The following is a 24,009-nucleotide window of genomic DNA, read 5'->3' as shown; positions in this document are numbered from 1 at the left end:
TATTTCACCTGTTGTTAACATACTTTCTAATTTCATTAGTAATAATTAACTTATATTTTTCTTTTTTATTAAAGTCTTTTATCCAAAAGGATATTTTCAGTGTGCTTTCTTCAAAATTAATGCCTTTTGAAAAAACTTGAGCTTTTGGATTTTTTAAAATACCTTCCTGTCCGTTTATAAAATCTAAAATATGTATTTTAAATTCTTCAATGTCTATATTTAAATCTATTCCAACAATCAGATTTACTCTGTGTCTTTCTTTTTTGTTATATTGTAAATAAGTATTGTTGGTTAGTATGGAATTTGGAATATTACTTAACACTCCATTGTCATCTCTGATAGTTGTTGACCTGAGGCTTATTGTTTCTACAGTTCCTTTCATTTCTTTGATTTCAAGAGTATCTCCGACTTTGACACTTCTGCCCATTATTAACAAGATTCCTGAAAAGAAATTGGATATGAGATCTTTAGCTGCAAAACTCACAGCAATACCTACAATTCCTAAACTTAATAATGTTCCTGCCAGATTTATATCAAATATTTGCAATATGGACATTAATGCTATGAAATAAATTATATAATTTATAATGTCTCTGATAAGATAAATCAAAGTAATGTCTTTTTTAAATCTCTTCATTTTATTCATTAAATAAGCTACAAGTCTTACAATAATGCTTGTAGTAATTATAATTAATAAAATAATGATTATTTTTGAAATAGGGTCTTCTAACATATCTATAATATTCATATTATGCACTTAAAATTTCTATTGTCATTAAATCGTCTGCAACTTCAACATTTTCAAAAACTTTTTTAGCTTCCTTTAATAAATCCTCTGTGTCAGTATATCTGGTACTGATGTGAGTTAATACTAATCGTTTAGTGTTGGAACATTTGGCTATTGTAGCAGCATCCTGTGATGTTGAATGGAAATTTTCTCTAGCTTTATCATCATCTTCAAGCGTGTATGTTGACTCATGGATTAGCAAAGTACTGTTTTTTGCAAATTCAATCATTTCTTCACATGGTCTGGTATCTCCGGAGTATGTGATTTTTATTCCTTTTCGGGCATCTCCAAGAACTTGTTCGGGCTTTATGATTTTTCCGTTTACTTCAACTTCTTCACCATTGTGCAATTTTCCAAAAAGAGGGCCTACGGGAACACCAAGTTCAATAGCTTTATTTCTCAAAAATCTTGGTTTTTTCTTTTCTTCTATTGAATATGCAAGGTTGGTTACATTATGCATAACTTCCTGGGATTTAAGGATATATTCATCAGTTTCAAGTATTGTTCCGCTGCTGATTTCTATAAATTCAATCGGAAAATCAAATTTGCAATAACCTAATGAATATATTGCATTTTCAACTTTTTTAAGACCTTTTGGCCCATATATTGTTAATGGTTTTTCTCTTCCTCTGAAATTCAGGGATTGCAGAAGTCCTGGAAGGCCCAATATATGATCTCCATGATAATGGCTAATGAAAATCTTGGATATTTTCATCGGACTTATCTTTGCATATATCAGCTGTCTTTGGGTGGATTCTCCGCAATCAAACAACATAACTTCACCAAAGGCTTTTAAAATTATCCCCGGGTGGTTTCTTGTATATGAATGAACTGCTGAAGATGTTCCTAAAAATGTAATTTCCATTTAATCACTTATATTAATTATAATAAAAATATATATCAACATATAATTTAAAATTTTGGTGATTTTTTGGATAGAATAATTGAATACATGCTTGAAGAAGATGAAGGTTTTGGAGATATTACATCTGAAGCAGTAGTTGATGAAGATAAAACTGTAACTGCTCATATTATTTCTAAAGATGAAGGTATTTTGGCAGGTATTGATATCATTAAGGAAATGTTTGAGTCTAAAAATGTCCAAGTAATTTTTAACTTAAAAGATGGAACTAAAATAGCTAAAAATGATTTGTTAATGTGTTTAAAAGGTGATGCAAGGACAATATTGTTGCTTGAACGTTCTGCACTAAATCTGCTCATGAGAATGAGTGGTGTAGCCAGTGCCGCTGACTATTATGTTAATTTGGTAAATGATTATGATGTAATAATTGCAGGAACACGTAAAACACTGCCAGCTATTGGAAAATTCGATAAACAGGCATTAAAAATAGGCGGTGTAGATACACACAGATTCTCCCTTGATGATATGGTGTTGATTAAGGATAATCACATAGCCAGTGTTGGAACTCCTTTGGAAACACTTTTAAAAGCTAAAGAAAATGTTAGCTTTTCTAAAAAAATTGAAATAGAAGTTGAATCCCTAAAAGATGCGGTTGATTGTGTTGAAAATAAAGCAGATATTGTAATGTTGGATAACATGTCTCCTAAAGAAGTTGAAGAAGTTTTAGAAGAGTTAATCAAATTAAATATTCGTGACAATTCTTTAATTGAAGTTTCTGGAGGAATCACTGCTGAAAATATTGTGGATTATGCTAAATTGGGAATTGATATAATTTCTCTTGGTGCTCTGACTCATTCAAGCAGAAGTTTAAACTTTTCTTTAAGAATACTAGAGGATTAAAGAATGTCTGTTGTAAATAAGTTCAACCAAAAAGCTAAAGAATATGATAGTGAAAGAAGAGCTTTAATACCATGTTTTGATGATTTTTATGGAATAGCTATTGATTGTATTGATTTTAAAGGAGATAATCCGAAAGTTTTAGATTTAGGTGCTGGAACTGGTATTTTATCTCAATTTTTGCTTGAAAAATATCCAAATGCAGAAATTGTCCTTATTGACCTGGCTGAGAAAATGCTAAAAGAGGCCGAAAAAAGATTTGAAGGAAATGATAATATTTCATTTATATGTGACGATTATATAACTCATGAATTCAACACAAAGTTTGATATAATCATATCTTCTCTTTCCATTCATCATTTGACTGGAACGGAAAAGAAAGTTTTAATTGAAAAGTATTATGATTTATTAAATGATGGTGGAAACTTTGTCAATGCAGATCAGGTTTTAAATCCTAATAAAGGTGTTGAAGATTATTTTAAATCAAAACTTGATGAACATACTGGTGAAATTAGTGAGAAAGCTTATGGAGAGGCTAAAATTAGGAGAACTTATGATAAACCCAGCTCTGTGGATTTTCAGTTGGAATGTTTAAAAAATGCAGGTTTTGACCGTGTTGGAATTCCTTATAAATATTATGTTTTTGCAGTATTTTGGGCTAAAAAATGATAAATTTAATAATATATAAAAATCATAATTATTAAAGATAGATGATTATTATTTTTTTTACAATGGTGATTTAATGGTAAAAATGGCTAAATTAGCTTTGGAAGATGGTACAGTTTTAAAAGGTGATGGTTTCGGTTATGAAACTACTAAGGTAGGGGAACTTGTTTTTTCAACTGGTATGGTTGGTTATACTGAATCTTTAACTGATCCTTCTTTTAAAGGAGAAATATTAATGTCTACTTATCCTTTAGAGGGAAATTATGGGGTAAGTGAAGAATGGTATCAGTCAGATAAAATTCAAGCTGAAGGTTTTGTTGTAAGGGAAGTTTGCAGAGAAGTTTCTAATTTTTCATCACAAAAAACTTTAGATGATTTTTTAAATGAATTTGAAACTCCTGGAATTAGTGGAATCGACACACGTGATTTAACTCTTAAAATTCGTGAAGAAGGTTCAATGAAAGCAGCTATTTCAACTGAAGACATTCCTGACAGTGAATTAATAGAACTTGCACGTGCTCAACAAAGCATTATTGATATTGACGTTGTGCCGCAGGTATCTACTAAAGAAATTAAAGTTTTCAATGAGGATGCCAACAAAAAAGTAGCTTTAATTGACTGCGGTGTTAAGAAAAATATTATAAACAACTTTTTGGAACGTGGAATAGGAGTTGTTTTGTTCCCATATGATACTGATTATAAAACTATTTTGAATTACTCTCCTGACGGTTTGATGATTACTTCAGGACCAGGAAATCCTGATAGGGTACATGAAACTATCAGCACAGTTCAAAAATTATCTGAAAGATTACCTATTTTTGGAATTTGTATGGGTCAGCAGTTAGTAGCTAAATCTTTTGGAGCCAGATCTTACAAAATGAAATTTGGACACAGAGGGGCAAATCAGCCGGTAAAAGATTTGAAGACAGGTAAAGTATATATCACTTCTCAAAATCACGGATTTACTATTGATAAAGAGTCTATTAATGAGACTGACTTAGTTTTAACTCAAGTAAATCTTAATGATGGAACTCCTGAAGGTTTTTCACATAAGGAATTGCCTGTTCACTGTATTCAGTACCATCCTGAAGCAGGACCTGGTCCAAATGATACAAGATATGTTTTTGATAAATTTAGTCAAATGATGGATGAATATTAAGATTACCATTTTATAATAAAAATTAATGAGGATTACAAAATGCCTATTGATAAGGATATTAAAAAAGTATTAATAATCGGTTCTGGACCTATTCAAATTGGTCAAGCAGCAGAATTTGATTATTCTGGTTCACAAGCATGTAAATCACTAAGAGAAGAGGGAATTGAAACTGTCCTTGTTAACAGTAATCCTGCTACTATTCAAACTGATATGGATATGGCAGATACTGTTTATACCGAACCATTAACTCCTGAAATTGTCTCAGAAATTATTAAAAAAGAAAATGTCGATGCAATTTTACCGACTATGGGTGGACAAACAGGATTAAATATAGCTACAGGACTTGGAGATTTAGGTTTACTTGACGGAATTAAAGTTTTAGGTTCTGATATTCAGACAATTAAAGATGTGGAAGACCGTGATTTGTTCGGTCATTTCATGGATAAACTTAACGAACCTATTCCAAAATGTCATGCTGTAGAAAGTGTTGAAGAAGCTATAGAAGCAGTAAAAGACATTGGTTATCCAGTAATTGTAAGACCTGCATTTACACTTGGAGGAACCGGTGGTGGAGTAGCTTACAATGAAGAAGAATTAATTGAAATAGCTACTCATGGATTGGATATGAGTTTCATTAACCAGGTTCTTATTGACGAATCTGTTTTAGGTTGGAAAGAATTCGAATATGAAGTAATGAGGGATAAAGAAGACACTTGTATCATTGTATGTAACATGGAAAACATAGACCCTATGGGAATCCACACTGGTGAAAGTGTTGTTGTAGCTCCTGCTCAAAATTTAAATGATAGGGATTCACAGGCATTAAGAGATGCTTCCATTAAAATTATCAGAGCTTTAGGTATTCAGGGAGGATGTAATATTCAATTTGCAGTTAATCCGGAAACCGGAGAATACAAGGTAATTGAAGTAAATCCAAGGGTAAGTAGAAGTAGTGCACTTGCATCTAAAGCAACAGGTTATCCTATAGCTAAAATTTCTTCTAAAATAGCTTTGGGAATGACTTTAGATGAAATTAAAAATGATATTACTAAAGAAACACCTGCTTCCTTTGAACCGGCTATTGATTATGTAGTTGTAAAAATCCCAAGATGGCCATTTGATAAATTCAGAGGAATCAACCGTGAAATAGGAGTTCAAATGAAAGCTACCGGTGAAGTAATGGCAATCGGTAGAACATTTGAAGAAGCAATTCAAAAAGCTATCAGATCACTTGATATGGGTCATGACGGATTTGAATATGTTGAATACACTGAAGATGATTTGGCCAATCCGACTGATGAGCGATTATTCCAGTTATATTCAGCCATTAAAGACGGAATGGATTTGGATAAGATTCAGAAATTAACCAATATTGACAAATTTTTCCTATACAAAATCAGAAACATTGTTAATTTTGAAAATGAAGTTACAGAAGAAAAATTAAACGATGCTGACTTCCTGAGAAAAGCTAAACAGATGGGATGTTCAAACAAAAGATTAGCCGCCCTATCTAATCAGACTGAAGAATACATTAGAAACTTACTTAACAGATTCAATATAAAACAGTCCTATAAAATGGTTGATACCTGTGCTGCAGAATTTGAAGCTAAAACACCATATTATTACAGTACATATGATTCAGGTAACGAGCTCAAATCATCCAATAAAAAGAAAATCGTTATTTTAGGTGCGGGTCCTATCAGAATAGGTCAGGGTATTGAGTTTGATTACTGTTGTGTACATTCCTCACTTGCTCTAAAAGATGAGGGAATTGAAACTATTTTAATCAACAACAATCCGGAAACTGTAAGTACTGATTATGATATTTCTGATAAACTGTTCTTTGAACCTATCACTTTTGAAGATGTGATGGGTATTATTGATCAGGAAAAACCTGATGGAGTTATTGTTCAATTTGGTGGTCAAACTTCAATTAATTTGGCAGTACCATTAGCTAATGCTGGAGTTAAAATATTGGGAACTCCATATGAAAGTATTGATGGTGTTGAAGACAGGGAATTATTTGCAAAATTATTAAATAAATTGCATATTCATCAGGCACCATATGGAACAGCTAATTCCTTTGAAGAAGCTCGTGAAATTGCAGAGAGAATTACTTTCCCTGTTTTAGTACGTCCGTCATATGTTATTGGTGGAAGGGCTATGGAAATTGTTTATGACAATAATGAGCTTGAAAAATATATGAAAGAAGCTGTAAAAGTCTCACCTGAACATCCGATTTTAGTAGACAAGTTCCTTGAAGATGCTATTGAATTGGATGTGGATGTATTGTGTGACGGTGAGGAAGTATTTATAGCAGGAATTATGGAACATATTGAGGAAGCGGGTGTTCACTCCGGAGATTCTGCTTGTGTAATTCCACCGCAAACTATTCCTGAACACATTCTCAACACTATTCGTGAATACAGTACTAAATTAGCTTTGGAATTGGATGTTAAAGGTTTAATGAATATTCAGTATGCAGTTAAACTTGATGAGGAAATGGTTTACATTATTGAAGCTAATCCTCGTGCAAGTAGGACAGTTCCATTTGTAAGTAAAGCTATTGGAGTGCCATTAGCTAAAGTAGCTACATGGATTATGACTGGAGCTAAATTAAAAGACTTTAATTTAACTAAAGAAATAAAAATAGATCATGTTGCTGTAAAAGAATCTGTTTTCCCATTCTTAAAACTTCCGGAATCCGATACAGTACTTGGACCTGAAATGAAATCCACTGGTGAAAGTATTGGTGTAGATGAAAACTTTGGAATGGCATTTTACAAATCCCAGCTTGCTGCAGGTATGGATTTACCAAAAGAAGGTAAAATCTTTATCAGCGTAAAAGAACAGGATAAAAAGAAAATCCGTCCAATTGCTGAAAAAGCAGCTAATTTAGGTTTTGAACTTGCAGCAACTAGCGGAACTGCTGATGCGGCAAAGGGTGTTGACATTGAAAAAATTAAAAAAGTATCTCAAGGATCTCCAAACATCAGGGATGCAATTTTAAACAAGGAAATTGATCTGATTATCAACACTTCAGAAGGTAAACAGTCTGCTCAGGACGGATATATAATCAGACGTTTAGCTATTGAACTTGGTATACCTTATGTTACTACCTTGTCTGGAGCTAGAGCTGCTTTAAATGCTATTGAAGCTGTTCAAAATAATGAAATTACAGTAAAATCTTTAAATGAACATATTGATGGAGAATAAGGTTAATTATTATATAAATAATCTTTAATGTCTATTCCACAATATGGACATTCTTTTTCTTTATTTTTTAATTTACGCCTACATTTAGGACAATAATTTAATTTAACAGGATATTCCTTATTTAAGTCTAATTTTTTATCAATGTCTATTCTTAAGCTAATCATTGTTTTTAGAGCATTCATATCCCAGTTATTATCCATCAGCTTTTTTTTATAGTAATAAGCTTCAGTCATACTTTTATAGTATCCAAAAATAGTTTCTCCTTTCTGTACAAAAAATTCCCGTTTTTTATGGTCAAAATGAATTTTACCTTCTCTTTCCTCTTTATTTATTTTGCTTCCTTTGATTCGGCCTTTGGGTCTTTTTTCAGGAAAAGGAGGTAATTTCATATTTTCGTATTTATTTTCTAAATCTGATTCAACAAGCAAATCATAATCAAAATTACAGTAAAAAAGAGCGTCTCTTTCATATAAAGCATCAGATAACTTTTTAAACTCACCATAGTCTTTATTATTATATTTTATCCGATACACATTTCCGGATTTTACAATATTTCTGTAAAGATATCTTATTTCTTGTGAGTTAATAGTAATCATTCCTATTATGCTTAAAGAAAGGCGTAAAGGCCATATTTTGGGAGGTATAAAAAGTGTTCTAATTTCTTTTTTGAAGTTAATTGAGGTTGTATTTATATTAATTAAAATATAGCCCTTCACCAGAATAATATATTTTCTTATATTTTTATAAAACTTTCCATTCAATAGGTAATCTATATATAAAACAAATTAGAAAACTTTTTTTTAATGTTAACAATTAAAGATGGGATTGTATTAAAGGGAGAGGATTTAACTCCAGTTCGTGAAAACATTGTCATTGATGATGGCAAAATTATAGAAATGGCTAAAGATGTCTGTGAAGGTAAAATTATAGATGCCACAGATTCAATTGTCTGCCCAACTTTCTTAAATGGCCACACTCATATTGGAGATTCCATAATTAAGGATGAAGGTTACGGATTATCATTGGGGGAAATGGTCAAACCTCCAAATGGCGTTAAACATAAAGCACTGGCTAATGCTGAAGACGGCGAAATAATTGATGCTATGAAAAAGTCAATGTGGGATATGTTCGAATCAGGGACAACTCATTTTATTGATTATCGGGAAGGCGGAATTAAAGGTGTTGAGCTTTTAAGAAAGGCTTCTAAAAATTTACCTGTAACTCCTGTTATTCTTGGCCGTGACGATAGTTTCTATGGGCAAAATCCTGATTTGAGAAAAGTTAAAATAGCTATTCGCAAACTTTTAAAATTGGCTGACGGTATTGCATTAAGCGGATTTGGTGAGATTAGTGATGAAGTAGCTAGTTTAATAACTTCTGAATGTAGGAAAGCAGGTAAAATATCTTCAATTCATGTAGCTGAATCAATGCATCTTCAGGACGATTCCTTAAGGGATTTCAATAAAACTGAAATTCAAAGGGGAGTGGATGCTGATTTTAATCAGCTGGTTCACTGTACAAATCCGAGAAATAATGATTTGGAATTGATTAAAAATTCAAATGTTGTTGTTTGTCCAAGAGCTAATGCCACTTTAAATGTTGGTGTGGCTCCTTTAAATGAGATGTTTTCTAAAGGAATCAAACCCCTGCTGGGCAGCGACAATTTAATGTTGAATTCACCTAATTTGTTTAGGGAATTGGAATTCAGCTTAAAGATAATGTCTGTTTATTACAAAAATTACTTGAATCCTAAAGATTTATTGAAAACTGCAACAACCAATATCTGTAATTTTGAGATTAACCGATATATTGAAAAGCAGGTTATTGATGTTAATCAGGAAGCAAACTTATTTATTTCTAAAAAATATTCAAAAAATCCTTATTTAAATATTATAAATCGTTGTGGAACGAAAGATATATTATATATTATGAACAGAGATATTCATATTAAAAATGTTTGATATAAATAAAACATAAAGTCAAATTACTTGGGAGATGGAAACATGTACAAAAAAATATTAGTCCCAACTGATGGGTCAGAATTTGCTCAAAAAGCTGAAAAACATGCATTATTTTTAGCTAAAACTACTGGTGCTGATATTTATGCGCTTAGTGTTACTGAAAATAATTTTGTTAACGGGCTTCCATTGGATGATGAGGTATATCAATTAAACCAATTACTCAAGCAACGTTCTGAAGATAATATAAAAGAATTTGAAGAAATGGATGAAACTTCAGGTATAAAATTCCATGGAATTATTAGGGAAGGTTCACCAGCTAAAACTATCTTGGAAGTAGCTAAAGAAGAAGACATTGATTTGATTGTTATTGGTAGTTCTGGTAAATCCGGATTTGACAGATTTATAATGGGTAGTGTTGCTGAAAAAGTAGTTAACGCTGCTAAATGTGCGGTGTTGGTTATTCACTAATTTTTCAACATTCCCTTTTTTTATATTTTTAATAAACTATTTTAAGGTGTTTATCATGTTAGTAAAAAGAGCTATGTCTAAAAATGTTGTTAGTGTTTCAGTTCCTGGAAACCGTGAAAAAGTTTTAGACTTAATGAGGAAAGAAGATAAAGCGGTTCTTCCTGTTGTTAAAGGTGACACTAAACAGCTAGTGGGATTAATAACTCGTTCAGATTTAATTGTCAATCCTGATGAAGAACAAATAGCTATTTTAATGAGTACTGATTTGGTTACTGCAAGTCCTGATGACGATGTTAAGGATGTAGCTAAAAAAATGATTGATAATAATGTTAGGAGAGTTCCTGTTGTTGATGATAATGGTGATTTGGTAGGTATTATCACTTCCTTTGATTTGGTATCCAATGCATTAATTAAACTTGAAAGTGATGATCCTGTTGAAAATTTCATGATTACTACAGTTCCAACAACATGGTATAAAACTCCTCTAAATGTTGCATTTGAAACTATGAAACAGTTCGGTCTTAAATCTGTTTTAGCTTTAAATGATTCTGCTAAATTAGTGGGTATTTTAACTGAAACTGATTTTATTGAAGAATCAGAAATTATCTCAGAACGTAGTGAACACAGTTCTACAGTAGGAACCGAAGGAGATAAATGGTCCTGGGACAGTACTTCTGTTTTATATATTGAGAAAAATTGTTTAAAATTCACTGACAAGCTTGTTGAAGATGTTGGTACACATAAAGTTGAAGTAGTTAATTCTAAAACTAAAGCATCTGACTGTGCTAAAAAAATGAAAACATTAAATATTGAACAAATTCCAGTTATTGGTGTGGAAGGAGAGTTAATAGGGCTTGTAAGAGCTAGTGATTTAATTAAAGCTTTAGTGGATTAAGTGTGGTGTATATGGCTCTTAATCCAGTTTTGGTAATAAAAGTTATGGATGGGAATTCTGTTGGTGTTAGAGCAAGACTTAAAGATGATTATGTTGAACATGAAATTGTCTTGAATTCAGTACTTGCTTATTACTGGGCCAATGATTTCCCTCCTGTTGTAAAATTTTTAGAACTTTTTGAATCTGTTATAAAAAGAACCATTAATGAGCTAATGCCTCATAAAAACTTAAATTTAAAATATGAAGTTAAGGCAGATGCAAAACTTGAAGATGCATCTGAAATAGAAATTAATTTGATTGAAGTTGAAGCTGATGGTGTTGGCTTTAAAATTGACGGAAAACAATTAGTTCTTCAGGGCTTTAGAAACACTGATAATCCTGAAGAAAAAAATTACACATTCGCTGAAAGTTTTGATAAAAATATAGAAACGCCTGATATTGTTTTAAAAAAATATGAAGAAATGAAAAACAAATAAGTTTTATACATTTCTTCTTATATCTGGCAATAATTCCATAAACTTATTTAAACATTCTTCTTCTGACTGGAAGTTATTACCTTTAATTAATCCGTTTTCATAGATTATCTGATTTTTGACAGCTATTTTTTTAGAATCGCTTGAAATTACTTTATCTTTTAGCTGATTTTTTGTATTTTCAATATTTATTGTATATGGGAGCTGGTATTCGAAACTACCCTCTGAATAGTCAACAGCAATGCTTTCATCATCATCAATTTTTGATAAATTTAAAGCTACTTTTTTAAAACCTATTGATTTTAATTTAGCGTTTATTTCTTTTAATGTATTTTCATTTGATATTTTATTTAAATTGTCAACTTCACATAGGGCAAGCCCATTATTATTTCGAACTTTGACGATTTCACACTCTGTTTTTTTATAGATGTAATCTTCACTGTCACTGATCTGTTTAATATTTTCTCTGGTCATTCTGGTGTTGGTAGGCAGTCGGGTTCCAAGACAGGTAGTTGATCTTGAAAATGGAATACTGTGTCTGTTTAAGTATTCATGAATCTCTTTAGAAGTTAATTTGGCATGAATAAAAGGACTTTCAATATTGTTTTTATATGTAATTAGTATTCCTGGTCTATCTAAAACCAAATCGCTTATATTATTTCCGTCTAAAACAGATTCATAACCGTTTTTTTCAGCATACTTTTTAATATTCCCATACATTAAATCTCTGCATACAAAACATCTGTCTGATTTATTGGCCAGTAAATTTTCATGTTCGTAGAAATTCAAATCAATAATCTGATGTCTGATTCCAAATTCTTTAGCTGTTTTTTTACAGTGTTTGATAAAACCTGTAGGAAATATGTGATTATCAATAGTTATAGCTATTGGGTCATCACTAACTTCAGATGCAAGATATGCAAGTAATGTACTGTCTGCACCTCCGGAAAAAGCTATTGCAACTTTACGATTTTTAAGTGTGTTTTTTACTTTTTCAACTTTTTCATCTAGATTCATTCTATCACACGTGTTATATACCTTATTAAAGATTTTGCATCCTCTTTTTTAATATCCTCGCAAAAACGAATAAAGGTAACTAATCGATTCTTTGTATCATCATCTAATTTTGAACTGTTTAATGTTTGTGCATAATTTCTTTTTGGATAGAATGTGGATTTGGCAATGGAAAGCAATTCATTCTTTTCATCTTCAGTAATGATATTTTCTTTTACGGCTTTTGTAAATGTATACTCCATATTGATTAAAGGCTCGGATAACTGCTCTAAAGTTTCACTGTCAAGCATAACTGCAACATCATCATCAGAAGTTACTTTTCCAGTTGCATACTGTTCATAAACATAACCGATTCCTTTCATACCTAAAGTATCCAGTTCTGAAGCTCTTAGGGCACCCATACTGGATGATCCAACAACAGTTATTCCTTCATCAATTGCTTTTAGGATTTCTCTATGGGCAACTGCAGAATTCTGATGAAAAACACCGTCAATTATTCCAATAATGTCAGGATGTTCTTTAATGGCCAATCCAAGATCTCCACGTTTGATGGGTTTTTTATAAATAACTTCAACATCGTCGTGATTATCCAATATTTCTTTTGCTTCATCAAATGAAAGTGATAAACCCGTATAAATTATTATTTTAACCATATGAATCTAAAATTTTAAACAGCGGTCTCCTGCACGGGTATTGTCTAGGGAATAGAGTTCCATTGTAGGAATCACAACACGAACTACGCTTACTCCAAGTTCAGGACGTGTTAAATCAGCATATAATATTTTATCTAATCCGTTTTTTGCTAATTCATCTTTAACAATTTCAATGTCCTGATTTATGGAATTGGTGCTTTTATCTTCAATATCACTAAAAGATATTTTATTTTCTTCGTCTTCAAAATATTGGCTATTGATTCTTTTCATACGCTCATAACCAGCTTTACGTGCAAAATCAGCTCTTACAGTATCTTCACGAGCACCCTGAATTTGTGTTGCTCTGCTTTGAGCTACTTCAGTAAGGGCACGTAAAACAGCTATTTCGGGATTGAGATGAGTTCCAATACCTAAAGACAATAATCCAGCATCTTTTAAAACAGTATCGTCTGCAGATGAAGCTATTGTAGGAACGCCCACATCTGCAGTTAAATCCATTAGCTTAATGTTAATTCCATTTTCTTTGTATTTATTAAGAATTTGATTAATACTGTCACTGTCAATACTTTCAAGGTCGATTTGTTTTGAATTTTTATGGGTAAGTTCAAAAATACTCCATGCATCTCTTTCAATAACTTCGAAAATCCCGTGTAAAATAGCTTCTTCTAAAATATTTCCGGAAGCTAATCCATTGGTATTTCCTTTAAATAAACCCTGAACATTATTTTCAGGAACATAAGGGTGGTATATAGCATTAGATGGAATATAGTAATCTTCTCCAGAAATCAGATCTCTTGACATGCTCCATTCCAAATTCATTGTGTCAAGCAAATCTTTGCTGAAATCTTTCGGTAAATTTAGAGAAATAGGATCAATATAATTTCCGTCTATTTCATTTAAAGTTGCAATAAAAGTTTCATCACTTTCCTGCTTTTCAGCAGAGTATCTTTCAAAACCCTCCATCATAGCTGAAGCTTTAGCATGGTCTGGGGTAATTCCTTTACCTCCATATATGCTTATTCCACCATCCTGAGCAGTAGGTCTGATAGCTGAAAAAACAGGAATTCCAATTCTGTCCAAATGGGTTATTTCAGTTATACGAGTTATTCCGGCTATTTTTGTTTTGCTTTCATTGTTTTCGATTGTTTTTGAAGGAGGTATTACCCTGTGTGTCCCTTTAAAAAATGTTATTTCTTGATTTTCCATTGTCCATTATCCTATTAAAATCTTTATTATGCCTTCAACACCTACTGTCATAGAAAGATAAGTCATAATTCCTGAAATAGCAATTGTAACAATCCAGATTAATCCATTCCATCTAAGTACTTTACTGCCGTCTAAATTCCAAATAGGAATCAAGTTAAATGTAGCTAAATAGCTGTTAATAGTAAATCCAAGTGAACAGACAAGGAATATGATTTGCATTGTTTGACTGAAAAATGCCATTGGATAAACTGCAGCAGCTATTAATAGGAATATAATAGCAAGTACTATATTAACTACCGGTCCAGCTATAGATATTATACCATTGGTTCTGTCATCTAAGAAATTTGCATAAGTATAAACTGCTCCTGGAGCTGCAAATACAATTCCGCAAAAGGAACTGGCTAAAGCAATAATCAAACCAACTGGCCAGAGCTGATATTCAGACCAGTAACCAAAATGCATTGCACTGAATTTATGTCCAAGTTCATGGAGAATAAATCCTAAACCTACACCTACCATTACAATAGGTAATATAAAGTACATTGCAGAGAAATCTCTACCTGTATACAATATTGAAAAAGAAAGTGAGATAACGAAAAATGAAATTATTAAGTCCCTCACTTCATTGCTTGTAAATTTAAACATGGTTTTTACATATCTAATTTTATATATAAAAATTTTTTCAGTAAATTGCTTTTTATAGTATATAATATAGCACAATACCAAGTATGATAAAGAAGAAATTTAACCCGTACAGTGAAAGAGCACCTCTTAAGTATTTATCTTCATCAGATTTTGCGTATAAATAATATGTTATGATACATCCGGCTATTAAAACTGGAATAGTTATATAAAGACTGATATATTTTTTAATAATGAAAATAGCTATTGGGATAATGATAGCTATTGTTTGTTTTGCATTCATTTTTTAATTCTCCTTTTTTAATTAGTAATTCCTGTAAGTTCTGTAAATGGGATTGTAGTAAATTGGTAAAGTAATATGAAGAATATGATTAATGCTATTGCTAAATATATTGCTTCTCCTTTTTTGCTTCTGTTTTCAAATGGCAGACATTTGTTGATTTTGTCAGGGAATGTTAGCCATATGAAGCATGCTGTTGTGGATATTAGTAATCCTGCCATGTTTATTATGGATGTTTCGTAGAGGCATTGTGTGTATCCTAAATAGCAGCAGATAGTCAGTACTGGCCAATAGTAGTTAGGTTCGTAGCCAGCTTCATAAACAATTTCTCCATTTTCTTCTAAACTGGAATCGTTAAATGTTTTAAATTTAAGCCCTATTCCTAAAAAAGGCAGTGCAAATATTATTGCTAATAAAATTGATTTTATAATATTTACTCCAGCACACAAACATATCATAAGCACAGATAAAGAGGTGGTTGATGCTCCTAGAAGCATGAATGAGAAAATTTGGAGAGAAAATCCTCTGAAATTAGCGAAGTTGTACAATCCATATTTTTCATCTAATTCGTCACCATAATACTCCACAATCCATACTCCACATGTTCCAAATACAAAAAAAAGAAAACAGAAAAATCCTAACCATGTGATGCTAGATGTAGCTATTGCTAAGAATAGGATTATTCCATAACTTTTGATTGCTCTTTTTTTAATATCTTCTTTTTTTGGAAAATACTTTCTATTGGGATCTAATTTGAATAAACTAAATAGGTTTGTCATTATTTATTCCTCTATCGTTATTTTAAGTCATTAAATACCTGATTAGTAATCTGAGGATTATAAAAACAAAATTTAGCATGTATAATCTCATAGCATATTTTAAGTATTTGTTTTCTTTTGATTGCTTGTAATAAGCATAAGTTATTATTAATCCAATCATTGAAAAAATAATCCATAGATAAGTGTTTAAAAAGCTATGCACTACAAAAATTACAAATGGCACTCCTATTGTAATGTAATTTTTAAAATTTTTGTTCATATTAATTCACCATGTGTTTAAATAAATTTTTAAGTAAAATCCTGAATTTGTAAAATGGAACACAATGAAAAATACAATAAATATTAGTATAATATATAATAAGAATCCTTTTTCGGTTTTATTATTAAATCTTAATAAATTACTTCCTTTATCTGGGAAAATTAAAGCTAAAAATCCCAAACAGGTTATTGCACATAATATTGTTTGATTAATAACATTGTGTTCGAAAATTACTTGTGGAAAACCAATATAACATAGTAACATACTTAATCCAAGATAGATAAATGGCCTATAACCTAATGAGTTGTTATTTCTGCTTTTGTCATTGAAACAATTTGGTCTTAAGCCGATTCCCAGCATAGGTAAAACAAAGATAATTGCTAAAACAAATGCATTTATTTTATTGAAACAACATAAATATGCAATTAAAAACACTCCTAATGTTGATGGAGTAAAACATAAAGTCATAAAGCGTTCTATTGGATAGAATGTTATATACTGTTTCCAATCATGTTTTTTGTAAATTTCTCTTTGATAATAGAAAAATAACACTGGACCAATGGTTAATGAAATATATATTATCATGAAGTATGCGGTTAACCAATGCCATTTAAAAATTAAGAGCATTGCCATAAAAAATAATGCATACATCCAAAATGCTGCTTTTTTAAGAAATGATTTTCTAAAAAACATATTGTCATCTAACATTTTATTAAATTTATTCATATTAACACCCTTCTTAATAAACTGGAACTTCTGCAATTTCAAATAAATAATTGGCAGTAGTTTTTTTCACTGCTTTATTAAAATTACTCCATATTGGATGTCGGAGAGTATCTGTTGATAGACAGTTTAAACCAAGACCCATTAGACCAAAACTCACTGCGATAACTGTTGAAACAGTTTAACTCATTTTTCATTCATTATGCAGGTCTGTATTGTGTTAAATCCTGCTTGTGCATCAATTAATATTCCGGTATTTATTTTCTCAGTTTTTTCAAATAATGTACTATATATAATAATTTTAAATAAATATATATAATTTTTATCTAAATTTTCAACGAGTTATAATAAATAGTTGTTATTTGATTGTTATTATTTTGAATATTTTCCTATTTTTAACATGATTTGTTGATTACTAGTTATTTTTTTTAATTAGTAATTCCTGTAATTTCTGTAAATGGGATTGTAGTAAATTGGTGGAGTAATATGAAGAATATGATTAATGCTATTGCTAAATATATTGCTTCTCCTTTTTTTGTCCTGTTTTCAAATGGCAGGTATTTGTTGATTTTGTTTGGGTATATTAGCCATATGAAGCATGCTGTTGTGGATATTAGTAGTCCTATTATGTTTATTGGGGATGTTTCGTAGAGGCATTGTGTGTATCCTAAATAGCAGCAGATAGTCAGTACTGGCCAATAGTAGTTAGGTTCGTAGCCTGCATCATAAACAATTTCTCCATTTTCTTCTAGGCTGGAATCGTTAAATGTTTTAAATTTAAGGCCGATTCCTAAAAAGGGCAGTGCAAATATTATTGCTATTAAAATGGATTTTATAATATTTACTTCAGCACACAAACACATCATAAGCACAGATAAAGATGTGGTTGAAAATCCTAAAATAGTAAACGCAAATATTTGATAAGAATATCTTCTAAAATTGTTAAAATTGTATAAGTGATATTTTTCATCTAATTCATCACTATAATATTCTATTAAGAATATTCCTCCTAATGCAAATAATAATAACAAGAAAAATAAAAATCCAATCCATGTAAATGGTGATATTAGAATTGCTATTAATAAAAATCCTCCGAATAATTTTATAAATCTTTTTTTCACGGTTTTTTTATCTGCAAAATATTTCTCATCAATATTAAATAAATTAAATAATTTTAACATAGAATCACCTAGGGTAAAGGAACTCCTGTAAAACTGGACCTGTCATTTGTTATTATTAGTTATTGCCTGCTCAAGTCAAATATTGCCGCAGTTTTGCTAATCTTATTAACTGAAGCATTTGAAATAAAAACAGTCTTCTTTTTCATTAAGTATTTTTATCCTGTGTTTAGATTAAATGCTATTTAATAATTTTAAAATAAAAATTATATATGACTGTTGTTCCAATATTTTGAAAGATATTAAAACCAGAAAAATATAATGTTTATTGATGAAAGGTGTAAAAATGGAAATAAATGAATTTCATATTAACAATATTTTAAAAGACATGGAAAAAAAGGAGTATCAGGGTTATTTGCTTGCACAATTTACAAATATTCACTATATTTCAAATTACAGACCTACTAGTTTTGCTTTTTGTGTTATAAAAGAAGATCCAATTATTTATGCATCAAAAATGGATATGGAGATAGCTAATAAAACATCAACAATTGAAGTTAAAGAATTTACTTCATTTTCAGACATGCTTGGAGAGCTTAAAAAGGAAGGAATTTCCAATTTGGCTATTGAACCGAGTTTGGTTTACAGTACATATGAAAAATTCAAAGATTCTTTCAATATAAAATCTGAAACATTTATTGATGCTCAAAGACAAATTAAAACAGCTGATGAAATAGATAAAATCCAAAAAGCAACACAGATTGCTCAAAAAGCATTTGTTGATTTGGATATTTTAAACAATACAAATCCTGAAAATATTGTTGCTCTGGAATTGGACAACTTAATGAGAAAATATGGTGCGAATGGCAGTTCTTTTGATACTATTGTAACAAGCGGTTCAAATTCAAGTCTGCCTCATGCAACACCTCAGGATAAACAGTTGGAAAAACCAATATTGATTGACTGGGGAGCAAAATATCATGGGTACTGTTCAGATAATACAAGAACTATTGTGTATACAGAAAAACAAAATGAAATTTGTGATATTGTAGCAGAAGCTCATGATAAGGCTATAAAAGCAATTAAACCAGGTCTTAAATGCTGTGAAATTGATAAGGTGGCTCGTGATATTATAAGTGAATATGGTTATGGTGATAATTACATTCACTCAACAGGCCATAGTGTAGGTTTGGATATTCATGAAATACCTACATTTTCAACTAAGGACAAAACAGTAATTGAGAAGGGCATGGTTATTACAGTTGAACCAGGAATTTATCTGGAAGATAATTTTGGTGTCAGACTTGAAGATACAATAGCTATTGAAAAAAATAAAGGAAGAATAATTGGTGATTTACCTTTAATTATTGAATAAGTTTTCAAAAATTGATTTAATTTACAACTGAGATTTTATATATTTTAAAGTTGTATTTTAATCTATGGAATCTAAAATTATTTATTCATTATCTTTATTTTTAGAAAATAAACTTTCTGAAGAGCAATTATCCAAAGTCCAGGAATTTTTGCTAAGCGGAGACATTGGGATAGTTGCATCTAAATTTTTAGCTATTTTAATATTTTTTATTTTATTTGCAGATATTGTAATTGGAATATTTATTGTATTTTTTAAAATTTCTGATTTGTCTTTATTTTTACCTTTGTTAATAATTCCTTTTGTTGCCACTTATGTTTTTATAAAACAGGAAAAAAGGGCAGCAGAAATTGAAAAATCAGCTCCTGACTTTTTAAGACAGCTTTCAGCTATGTTAAAAGTTGGTTTAAGTTTTGAAAATGCAATGGAAGATATGTCCAAATATGGTGAAGGGCCTTTATATGATGAAACAAGACGGGCAATTGCTGAGATTAAAGTTGGGCGAAACTTTGATGATGCATGGATGGCTATGGCTCAAAGATTAAAGTCAAAAGAACTTGAGAGGATTTTTACAATAATATTGGGAAGCCGTAAAAGCGGATCAAGTATTGCCAATGTCATTTTTGATGTTTCAAATAATTTAAGGGATATGCTGGCTCTAAAACGCGAAAGAAAATCTTCTGTTATGATGGCAGTTATGTTTTTAATAATTTCTGCAGTAATAGCCAGTCCTTTTGCTTTAGGGATGGTTAGTGTTTACTCCCAGTTTATGCAAAGCTTTGGGAAGCAGACACAGTTAATTTTGGCAGCGCCATTTGCAGGACAGATTTATCTGGTAATTCATTCGGTTTTGGTTGGTTTGATAGTAAGCATAATAATGTATGGGAATGTTAAAAAGGGAATCAAGTTTTCTGTACCGTTGGCTCTGGTTTCTTATGGGATATTTTATCTGATTTCCAATTTTGCAGGTGCTATGTTTTTAAGTTAGGTGATAATATGTTGGATAATAAAGGTCAGACTTCAGCAGAATTTATTTTATTGATTGGCGGGATTATAGTGGTTGTTTTATTGACTTTAATGTTTTACAGGAATTATATCACTGGCCTGTCTGGTGAAATTAAAGGTGAAGAAGTTTCTAACTTTAATAATAAGTTAGATTCTTTATCAAAATATTTTACTTAGTTATGTATGGCATGGACCATATGATAATTATTGCAACTAAACAGGAAGCAATTATTGCTGGAGGATAGAAGAAATAACCAATTACATATCCGATTATGATGGTAACTATTGTTGCTATAAATTCATAATTCTTATCTAGTGCTACTTGCAGAGCAATATTTCCTTTATCTGCATTTTTTAGACTTTCTGAAGTATAGATGTAAATTAAATTAACTAATAGGAAATCCAGTCCATATATTGACTGAGCAAAGAATGAATGGAAGTTATTAGCTACAAAACTTGTCAGATAAGGAAGCAGGGACAATATAAATATTGAAAGTCCACTTGACCAGATGACTTTATAATCAATATAGTTTACGATGCTGAATAAGTTGTTGTGATAGTTCCAGTAGTTAAAACAAACTATGAAACTGATTAAATAAACAATAAATTCCAGATGCAGTTCTCCTAAAGCTTGCCAGCTGCCGTTTGCAGGTGTTGGAATTTCTAAAACAATTATTGTTATTATGATTGCAAGAATTGCATCAATTAATGCTTCAAATCTTTCACTTTCCATTTTTCAACACCTTTTCTATGTATTCTGGCTATAGCTATCCACATTATAACTGCAATTAAACAGCTGATATAAATTCCTGGAATAAAAACACTGTAAGTTAATACAAAACCAATCAGAATTACAGTTAATGGGATTAATGCATATAGATTGTCATAATCTGCTTTTATTAATTTGTCATTATAGGGGTCGCTTTTATGAACAGCCCTAACTGATAAGTTACATGCAATATTTATTCCAATAAACAGTAATCCAAAGCTGGTTTCACTAGCTATTGAATATGCATCCTGTGTTAACCATAATGTAAAATAGGGGATCAATGTTATTTCAAAAATCAGGATTCCATTCAGTATTACTGCAGTATTGTCAATATTTTCTACAATCTGGAATAGGTTGTGGTTGCTGTACCATATGTTGAACAATGTTAAAAAACTGATGAAATAAGCAAGATAATAAGTTTTCAACGCCCAAAAAGCAGCAATTGTTGCACTTTCTGGTTGGGGCAGTTTTAGAACAAGTACAGTCATAGCTATTGCAATTATTGCATCAGCAAATGTTTCAAATCTAGCAGTTTCCATAATATTAATATTTGTTCAGTTAATTACTTTAAATATATGTTTTTTTAATATAATTAAATAAGGTGATAAAATGGATATGTTAATAAATGGTAAACATATTTCAGCTGATGATTTGGCGGAAGTTAAAAATCCATACAATGGGGAAGTTATAGATACAGTTCCTGTTTCCCATTTAAATAATGTGGATTTGGCTATTGATGCTGCAGTTAATGCTAAAGATTCTATTCAGGAAATGTCTGCATTTAAAATTTCAAATAAATTATATGCAGTTTACGAAAAATTAAAAGATAACAAAGATGAATTGGCTGAATTGCTTACAAAAGAGGTAGGTAAACCTATTAATGAGTCTGTTGTTGAAGTTAACCGTTCAATTGAAACATTAAAACTTTCAGCAGAAGAAGCTAAAAGAATTTATGGTGAAACAGTTCCGCTGGATGGTGGGATAAACGGTAAAGGTTTTTTTGCATTTACTCAAAGGGTTCCATTAGGTGTTGTAGCAGCTATAACTCCATTTAATTATCCCCTAAATTTATCAATTCATAAAATAGCTCCTGCTATTGCATGTAAAAATACTGTAATTATAAAACCTCCAATAAATGCACCATTGACAGTTATGAAATTTGCAGAACTTGTAAATGAGGAGTTTCCAGATGGCGTTATCAATACTGTAACAGGATATGGTTCAGAAGTAGGTGATGCACTGGTAACATCTCCTAAAGTAGATAAAATTTCATTTACTGGAAGTGTAGCTACCGGACTGCTTATAGCTTCAAGAGCGGGAATGAAAAAAGTTACTTTGGAATTGGGAGGTAATGATCCTCTTGTTGTTCTAAAGGATGCGGATATTGACAGGGCAGTTAACGGAGTAATGAATGGTGCTTATTTAAATGCCGGACAGGTATGTATGGGCGTTAAAAGGATTATTGTTGATGAGTCAATAGCTGATGAGTTTACGCAAAAATTGGTTAGGGAAACTAAAAAAATCAAAATGGGTGATCCTATGGATAAAAACACAGTATTGGGAACACTTATTGATGAAGATGCTGCTCGCATGGTTGAAGAAACAGTTAATAATGCAGTTAAGGCAGGTGCCAAAATACTGACTGGTGGAAAAAGAGACGGTGCATTTTACGAAGCTACAGTACTGGATAATGTCACTCCGGATATGGATGTTGTTGTAAATGAAACATTCGGTCCAGTTGCACCGATTATAAAAGTAAAATCAACTGATGAAGCTATTAAAGTAGCTAATGATACAGAATATGGTCTTCAGGCAGGAGTATTTACTGAAAACTTTAGAGATGGATTAAGGTGTGCAAATGAAATTGAGGCAGGTACGGTTTTTGTAAATAAACAATCTACATTCAGAACTGATAACATGCCTTTCGGAGGATTTAAAAATAGTGGAACAGGAAAAGAAGGAGTAAAATATGCAGTAGAAGAAATGACTAAGGAAAAATTAATAGGATTAAATTTAAGGTAGCCTATTTTAGAAAGGCTTCTACCAGATTACGTGTTTCATTAAGGGAATCCATAGGAATTCCTTTTGGCATTTCTCCGAGATTTCCTTCAACTTCTTTTAAGATATTTCCGTCCATTCCAAGAAACATTCCTTCACTGGTTGTTTCCATAAATGACTGTGGCGGAAGTAATGACACGCCAACACTGTTTCCTTCTTTTACATTTAAATCATTTGTAACTACAGTTATGGCCCTTTTTCCTAAATTAACATTACATATCATTAAGGAATCTGCATTTGGATGTTTTGTAACACTCATTATTTCTCCAACTTTTATATCAATTCCAATAATCGGATCATTGATGGGACCTAGGGCTAAACGGTCTTTAAGGCCTAAAACAGAGTCTATAAAGAATCTTACTTTAGCTACATTTTCAATTGTTTTTTCCTTATCCTCTTTAGGAGCATTGCTTATAAAAGATTTGTTCCATCCGTCTCCACCTAAACATTCAACAATTTTTTCTCCTTTTTCAATTATTGCTGCAACATCTGGAGAGTTAACTAAATCATCTCCTTCAAGATAAGAGTAACTCAATGATTGGAAATCACTGTTCATGTTTTTTGCTGTTTCAATAGCTAATTTTTTATTCCAGTTTCCTCTAAATGATGCAGTTTGGATAATATTCAAATATTGTTCTCTTGCATGGTTTGCTACTAAAATTCTATAATCTTTACTTGTGTCCCACAATTTATAGTCTCCTTTGTATTCTCTTTAAAATATTTATTTTAATATATTCTTATATTTTT

The 24,009-nt window shown here is 31.1% G+C and carries 27 protein-coding genes; 12 read left to right on the top strand and 15 right to left on the bottom strand.

Translation table 11 applies throughout. The annotated features are described in order from the left end of the window. Positions 1-4: 4 nt before the first annotated feature. Both MSM_RS02435 and rnz read right to left on the bottom strand, forming a co-directional pair. Positions 5-748, bottom strand: a complete 744-nt coding sequence (locus tag MSM_RS02435) for a mechanosensitive ion channel family protein (protein ID WP_011953928.1) — start codon at positions 746-748, stop codon at positions 5-7. 1 nt (position 749) lies between these two features. Beyond that, positions 750-1,652, bottom strand: a complete 903-nt coding sequence (gene rnz, locus MSM_RS02430; RefSeq protein WP_011953927.1) for a ribonuclease Z — start codon at positions 1,650-1,652, stop codon at positions 750-752. Positions 1,653-1,718: 66 nt separating this feature from the next. On the opposite strand from rnz, the gene nadC reads away from it, so the two are divergent. The 4 genes from nadC (at position 1,719) to carB (ending at position 7,587) form a co-directional block, all read left to right on the top strand. Further along, complete coding sequence (nadC, locus tag MSM_RS02425) at positions 1,719-2,549, top strand: carboxylating nicotinate-nucleotide diphosphorylase (protein WP_011953926.1); 831 nt, start codon at positions 1,719-1,721, stop codon at positions 2,547-2,549. Between the two features lie 3 nt (positions 2,550-2,552). Next, complete coding sequence (locus tag MSM_RS02420) at positions 2,553-3,215, top strand: class I SAM-dependent methyltransferase (RefSeq protein WP_011953925.1); 663 nt, start codon at positions 2,553-2,555, stop codon at positions 3,213-3,215. 73 nt (positions 3,216-3,288) lie between these two features. Then, a complete protein-coding gene (carA, locus tag MSM_RS02415; protein WP_011953924.1) occupies positions 3,289-4,371 on the top strand; it encodes a glutamine-hydrolyzing carbamoyl-phosphate synthase small subunit in 1,083 nt (360 codons plus the stop codon). 39 nt (positions 4,372-4,410) lie between these two features. Further along, entirely contained in the window at positions 4,411-7,587 is a 3,177-nt protein-coding gene (gene carB, locus MSM_RS02410) for a carbamoyl-phosphate synthase large subunit (protein ID WP_004032238.1), read from the top strand. A 2-nt stretch (positions 7,588-7,589) separates the two neighbouring features. On the opposite strand, the gene MSM_RS02405 is transcribed toward carB, so the two are convergent. After that, on the bottom strand, positions 7,590-8,306 hold the full coding sequence (locus MSM_RS02405) for a zinc ribbon domain-containing protein (RefSeq protein WP_048058668.1): 717 nt from the start codon (positions 8,304-8,306) through the stop codon (positions 7,590-7,592). 84 nt (positions 8,307-8,390) lie between these two features. On the opposite strand from MSM_RS02405, the gene MSM_RS02400 reads away from it, so the two are divergent. Genes MSM_RS02400 through MSM_RS02385 form a run of 4 tightly spaced genes read left to right on the top strand, consistent with a single transcriptional unit; the run spans position 8,391 to position 11,387 of the window. Further along, entirely contained in the window at positions 8,391-9,548 is a 1,158-nt protein-coding gene (locus MSM_RS02400) for an amidohydrolase family protein (protein WP_011953922.1), read from the top strand. Positions 9,549-9,590: 42 nt separating this feature from the next. Beyond that, positions 9,591-10,016, top strand: a complete 426-nt coding sequence (locus MSM_RS02395; protein ID WP_004032235.1) for a universal stress protein — start codon at positions 9,591-9,593, stop codon at positions 10,014-10,016. Between the two features lie 55 nt (positions 10,017-10,071). Further along, positions 10,072-10,911, top strand: a complete 840-nt coding sequence (locus MSM_RS02390; RefSeq protein WP_004032234.1) for a CBS domain-containing protein — start codon at positions 10,072-10,074, stop codon at positions 10,909-10,911. 11 nt (positions 10,912-10,922) lie between these two features. Then, on the top strand, positions 10,923-11,387 hold the full coding sequence (locus MSM_RS02385) for a hypothetical protein (protein ID WP_011953921.1): 465 nt from the start codon (positions 10,923-10,925) through the stop codon (positions 11,385-11,387). Between the two features lie 3 nt (positions 11,388-11,390). On the opposite strand, the gene larE is transcribed toward MSM_RS02385, so the two are convergent. The 9 genes from larE to MSM_RS02340 all read right to left on the bottom strand — a co-directional run bounded on the left by larE (position 11,391) and on the right by MSM_RS02340 (position 18,121). Then, positions 11,391-12,401 carry an ATP-dependent sacrificial sulfur transferase LarE gene (gene larE, locus MSM_RS02380; RefSeq protein WP_011953920.1) on the bottom strand — a complete coding sequence of 337 codons (1,011 nt, stop codon included), beginning with the start codon at positions 12,399-12,401 and terminating at the stop codon, positions 11,391-11,393. Then, positions 12,398-13,051, bottom strand: a complete 654-nt coding sequence (locus MSM_RS02375; RefSeq protein WP_011953919.1) for a TfuA-related McrA-glycine thioamidation protein — start codon at positions 13,049-13,051, stop codon at positions 12,398-12,400. Before MSM_RS02375 ends, larE begins: the two co-directional genes overlap by 4 nt. Before the next feature lie 6 nt (positions 13,052-13,057). Then, entirely contained in the window at positions 13,058-14,257 is a 1,200-nt protein-coding gene (locus MSM_RS02370) for a YcaO-related McrA-glycine thioamidation protein (protein WP_011953918.1), read from the bottom strand. 6 nt (positions 14,258-14,263) lie between these two features. Next, the gene (locus MSM_RS02365; protein ID WP_019266350.1) at positions 14,264-14,902 is read right to left on the bottom strand and encodes a site-2 protease family protein; all 639 of its coding nucleotides are present in this window, start codon (positions 14,900-14,902) and stop codon (positions 14,264-14,266) included. 52 nt (positions 14,903-14,954) lie between these two features. Further along, on the bottom strand, positions 14,955-15,182 hold the full coding sequence (locus MSM_RS02360; protein WP_011953916.1) for a hypothetical protein: 228 nt from the start codon (positions 15,180-15,182) through the stop codon (positions 14,955-14,957). Between the two features lie 17 nt (positions 15,183-15,199). After that, a complete protein-coding gene (locus MSM_RS02355; RefSeq protein WP_011953915.1) occupies positions 15,200-15,958 on the bottom strand; it encodes a hypothetical protein in 759 nt (252 codons plus the stop codon). 265 nt (positions 15,959-16,223) lie between these two features. After that, a complete protein-coding gene (locus tag MSM_RS02345; protein WP_011953913.1) occupies positions 16,224-16,943 on the bottom strand; it encodes a hypothetical protein in 720 nt (239 codons plus the stop codon). 13 nt (positions 16,944-16,956) lie between these two features. Next, positions 16,957-17,100, bottom strand: coding sequence for a hypothetical protein (locus MSM_RS09195; RefSeq protein ID WP_158005528.1), 144 nt, complete (start codon positions 17,098-17,100; stop codon positions 16,957-16,959). Between the two features lie 268 nt (positions 17,101-17,368). Further along, complete coding sequence (locus MSM_RS02340) at positions 17,369-18,121, bottom strand: hypothetical protein (RefSeq protein WP_011953911.1); 753 nt, start codon at positions 18,119-18,121, stop codon at positions 17,369-17,371. 283 nt (positions 18,122-18,404) lie between these two features. Between MSM_RS02340 and MSM_RS02335 the strand changes: the two genes are divergently transcribed. The 3 genes from MSM_RS02335 (at position 18,405) to MSM_RS02325 (ending at position 20,612) form a co-directional block, all read left to right on the top strand. Further along, complete coding sequence (locus MSM_RS02335; protein ID WP_048058609.1) at positions 18,405-19,433, top strand: M24 family metallopeptidase; 1,029 nt, start codon at positions 18,405-18,407, stop codon at positions 19,431-19,433. Positions 19,434-19,497: 64 nt separating this feature from the next. Beyond that, positions 19,498-20,418, top strand: a complete 921-nt coding sequence (locus MSM_RS02330; RefSeq protein ID WP_011953909.1) for a type II secretion system F family protein — start codon at positions 19,498-19,500, stop codon at positions 20,416-20,418. Positions 20,419-20,426: 8 nt separating this feature from the next. Beyond that, positions 20,427-20,612 (top strand): class III signal peptide-containing protein, encoded by a 186-nt coding sequence (locus tag MSM_RS02325; RefSeq protein WP_004032224.1) that lies wholly within the window; start codon positions 20,427-20,429, stop codon positions 20,610-20,612. On the opposite strand, the gene MSM_RS02320 is transcribed toward MSM_RS02325, so the two are convergent. Both MSM_RS02320 and MSM_RS02315 read right to left on the bottom strand, forming a co-directional pair. Next, on the bottom strand, positions 20,605-21,168 hold the full coding sequence (locus MSM_RS02320; RefSeq protein ID WP_004036768.1) for a TMEM175 family protein: 564 nt from the start codon (positions 21,166-21,168) through the stop codon (positions 20,605-20,607). The genes MSM_RS02325 and MSM_RS02320 overlap by 8 nt on opposite strands. Next, positions 21,141-21,743 carry a TMEM175 family protein gene (locus MSM_RS02315; protein WP_004032222.1) on the bottom strand — a complete coding sequence of 201 codons (603 nt, stop codon included), beginning with the start codon at positions 21,741-21,743 and terminating at the stop codon, positions 21,141-21,143. Before MSM_RS02315 ends, MSM_RS02320 begins: the two co-directional genes overlap by 28 nt. Before the next feature lie 70 nt (positions 21,744-21,813). Here MSM_RS02315 and MSM_RS02310 point away from each other — a divergent pair, with 70 nt between their 5' ends. After that, positions 21,814-23,226 carry a lactaldehyde dehydrogenase gene (locus tag MSM_RS02310; RefSeq protein ID WP_011953908.1) on the top strand — a complete coding sequence of 471 codons (1,413 nt, stop codon included), beginning with the start codon at positions 21,814-21,816 and terminating at the stop codon, positions 23,224-23,226. 1 nt (position 23,227) lies between these two features. Here MSM_RS02310 and MSM_RS02305 read toward each other — a convergent pair whose 3' ends face one another. Then, a complete protein-coding gene (locus MSM_RS02305; RefSeq protein ID WP_011953907.1) occupies positions 23,228-23,950 on the bottom strand; it encodes a tRNA-binding protein in 723 nt (240 codons plus the stop codon). Between the last annotated feature and the right edge of the window lie 59 nt (positions 23,951-24,009).

Origin of the sequence: Methanobrevibacter smithii ATCC 35061, assembly GCF_000016525.1 — an archaeon.
GTDB classification, from domain to species: Archaea; Methanobacteriota; Methanobacteria; order Methanobacteriales; family Methanobacteriaceae; genus Methanocatella; species Methanocatella smithii.
Note: the sequence above shows the minus strand (reverse complement) of the source record. Positions and strands in the feature narration are given on the sequence as shown.

Bases quoted from the DNA above. Each gene is read 5' to 3' on its own strand.
- MSM_RS02435 (WP_011953928.1), bottom strand. From the start codon at position 748: ATGAATATTATAGATATGTTAGAAGACCCTATTTCAAAAATAATCATT.
- rnz (WP_011953927.1), bottom strand. From the start codon at position 1,652: ATGGAAATTACATTTTTAGGAACATCTTCAGCAGTTCATTCATATACA.
- MSM_RS02420 (WP_011953925.1), top strand. From the start codon at position 2,553: ATGTCTGTTGTAAATAAGTTCAACCAAAAAGCTAAAGAATATGATAGT.
- carA (WP_011953924.1), top strand. From the start codon at position 3,289: ATGGTAAAAATGGCTAAATTAGCTTTGGAAGATGGTACAGTTTTAAAA.
- carB (WP_004032238.1), top strand. From the start codon at position 4,411: ATGCCTATTGATAAGGATATTAAAAAAGTATTAATAATCGGTTCTGGA.
- MSM_RS02400 (WP_011953922.1), top strand. From the start codon at position 8,391: ATGTTAACAATTAAAGATGGGATTGTATTAAAGGGAGAGGATTTAACT.
- MSM_RS02395 (WP_004032235.1), top strand. From the start codon at position 9,591: ATGTACAAAAAAATATTAGTCCCAACTGATGGGTCAGAATTTGCTCAA.
- MSM_RS02390 (WP_004032234.1), top strand. From the start codon at position 10,072: ATGTTAGTAAAAAGAGCTATGTCTAAAAATGTTGTTAGTGTTTCAGTT.
- MSM_RS02385 (WP_011953921.1), top strand. From the start codon at position 10,923: ATGGCTCTTAATCCAGTTTTGGTAATAAAAGTTATGGATGGGAATTCT.
- larE (WP_011953920.1), bottom strand. From the start codon at position 12,401: ATGAATCTAGATGAAAAAGTTGAAAAAGTAAAAAACACACTTAAAAAT.
- MSM_RS02375 (WP_011953919.1), bottom strand. From the start codon at position 13,051: ATGGTTAAAATAATAATTTATACGGGTTTATCACTTTCATTTGATGAA.
- MSM_RS02370 (WP_011953918.1), bottom strand. From the start codon at position 14,257: ATGGAAAATCAAGAAATAACATTTTTTAAAGGGACACACAGGGTAATA.
- MSM_RS02365 (WP_019266350.1), bottom strand. From the start codon at position 14,902: ATGTTTAAATTTACAAGCAATGAAGTGAGGGACTTAATAATTTCATTT.
- MSM_RS02360 (WP_011953916.1), bottom strand. From the start codon at position 15,182: ATGAATGCAAAACAAACAATAGCTATCATTATCCCAATAGCTATTTTC.
- MSM_RS02355 (WP_011953915.1), bottom strand. From the start codon at position 15,958: ATGACAAACCTATTTAGTTTATTCAAATTAGATCCCAATAGAAAGTAT.
- MSM_RS02345 (WP_011953913.1), bottom strand. From the start codon at position 16,943: ATGAATAAATTTAATAAAATGTTAGATGACAATATGTTTTTTAGAAAA.
- MSM_RS02340 (WP_011953911.1), bottom strand. From the start codon at position 18,121: ATGTTAAAATTATTTAATTTATTTAATATTGATGAGAAATATTTTGCA.
- MSM_RS02335 (WP_048058609.1), top strand. From the start codon at position 18,405: ATGGAAATAAATGAATTTCATATTAACAATATTTTAAAAGACATGGAA.
- MSM_RS02330 (WP_011953909.1), top strand. From the start codon at position 19,498: ATGGAATCTAAAATTATTTATTCATTATCTTTATTTTTAGAAAATAAA.
- MSM_RS02325 (WP_004032224.1), top strand. From the start codon at position 20,427: ATGTTGGATAATAAAGGTCAGACTTCAGCAGAATTTATTTTATTGATT.
- MSM_RS02320 (WP_004036768.1), bottom strand. From the start codon at position 21,168: ATGGAAAGTGAAAGATTTGAAGCATTAATTGATGCAATTCTTGCAATC.
- MSM_RS02315 (WP_004032222.1), bottom strand. From the start codon at position 21,743: ATGGAAACTGCTAGATTTGAAACATTTGCTGATGCAATAATTGCAATA.
- MSM_RS02310 (WP_011953908.1), top strand. From the start codon at position 21,814: ATGGATATGTTAATAAATGGTAAACATATTTCAGCTGATGATTTGGCG.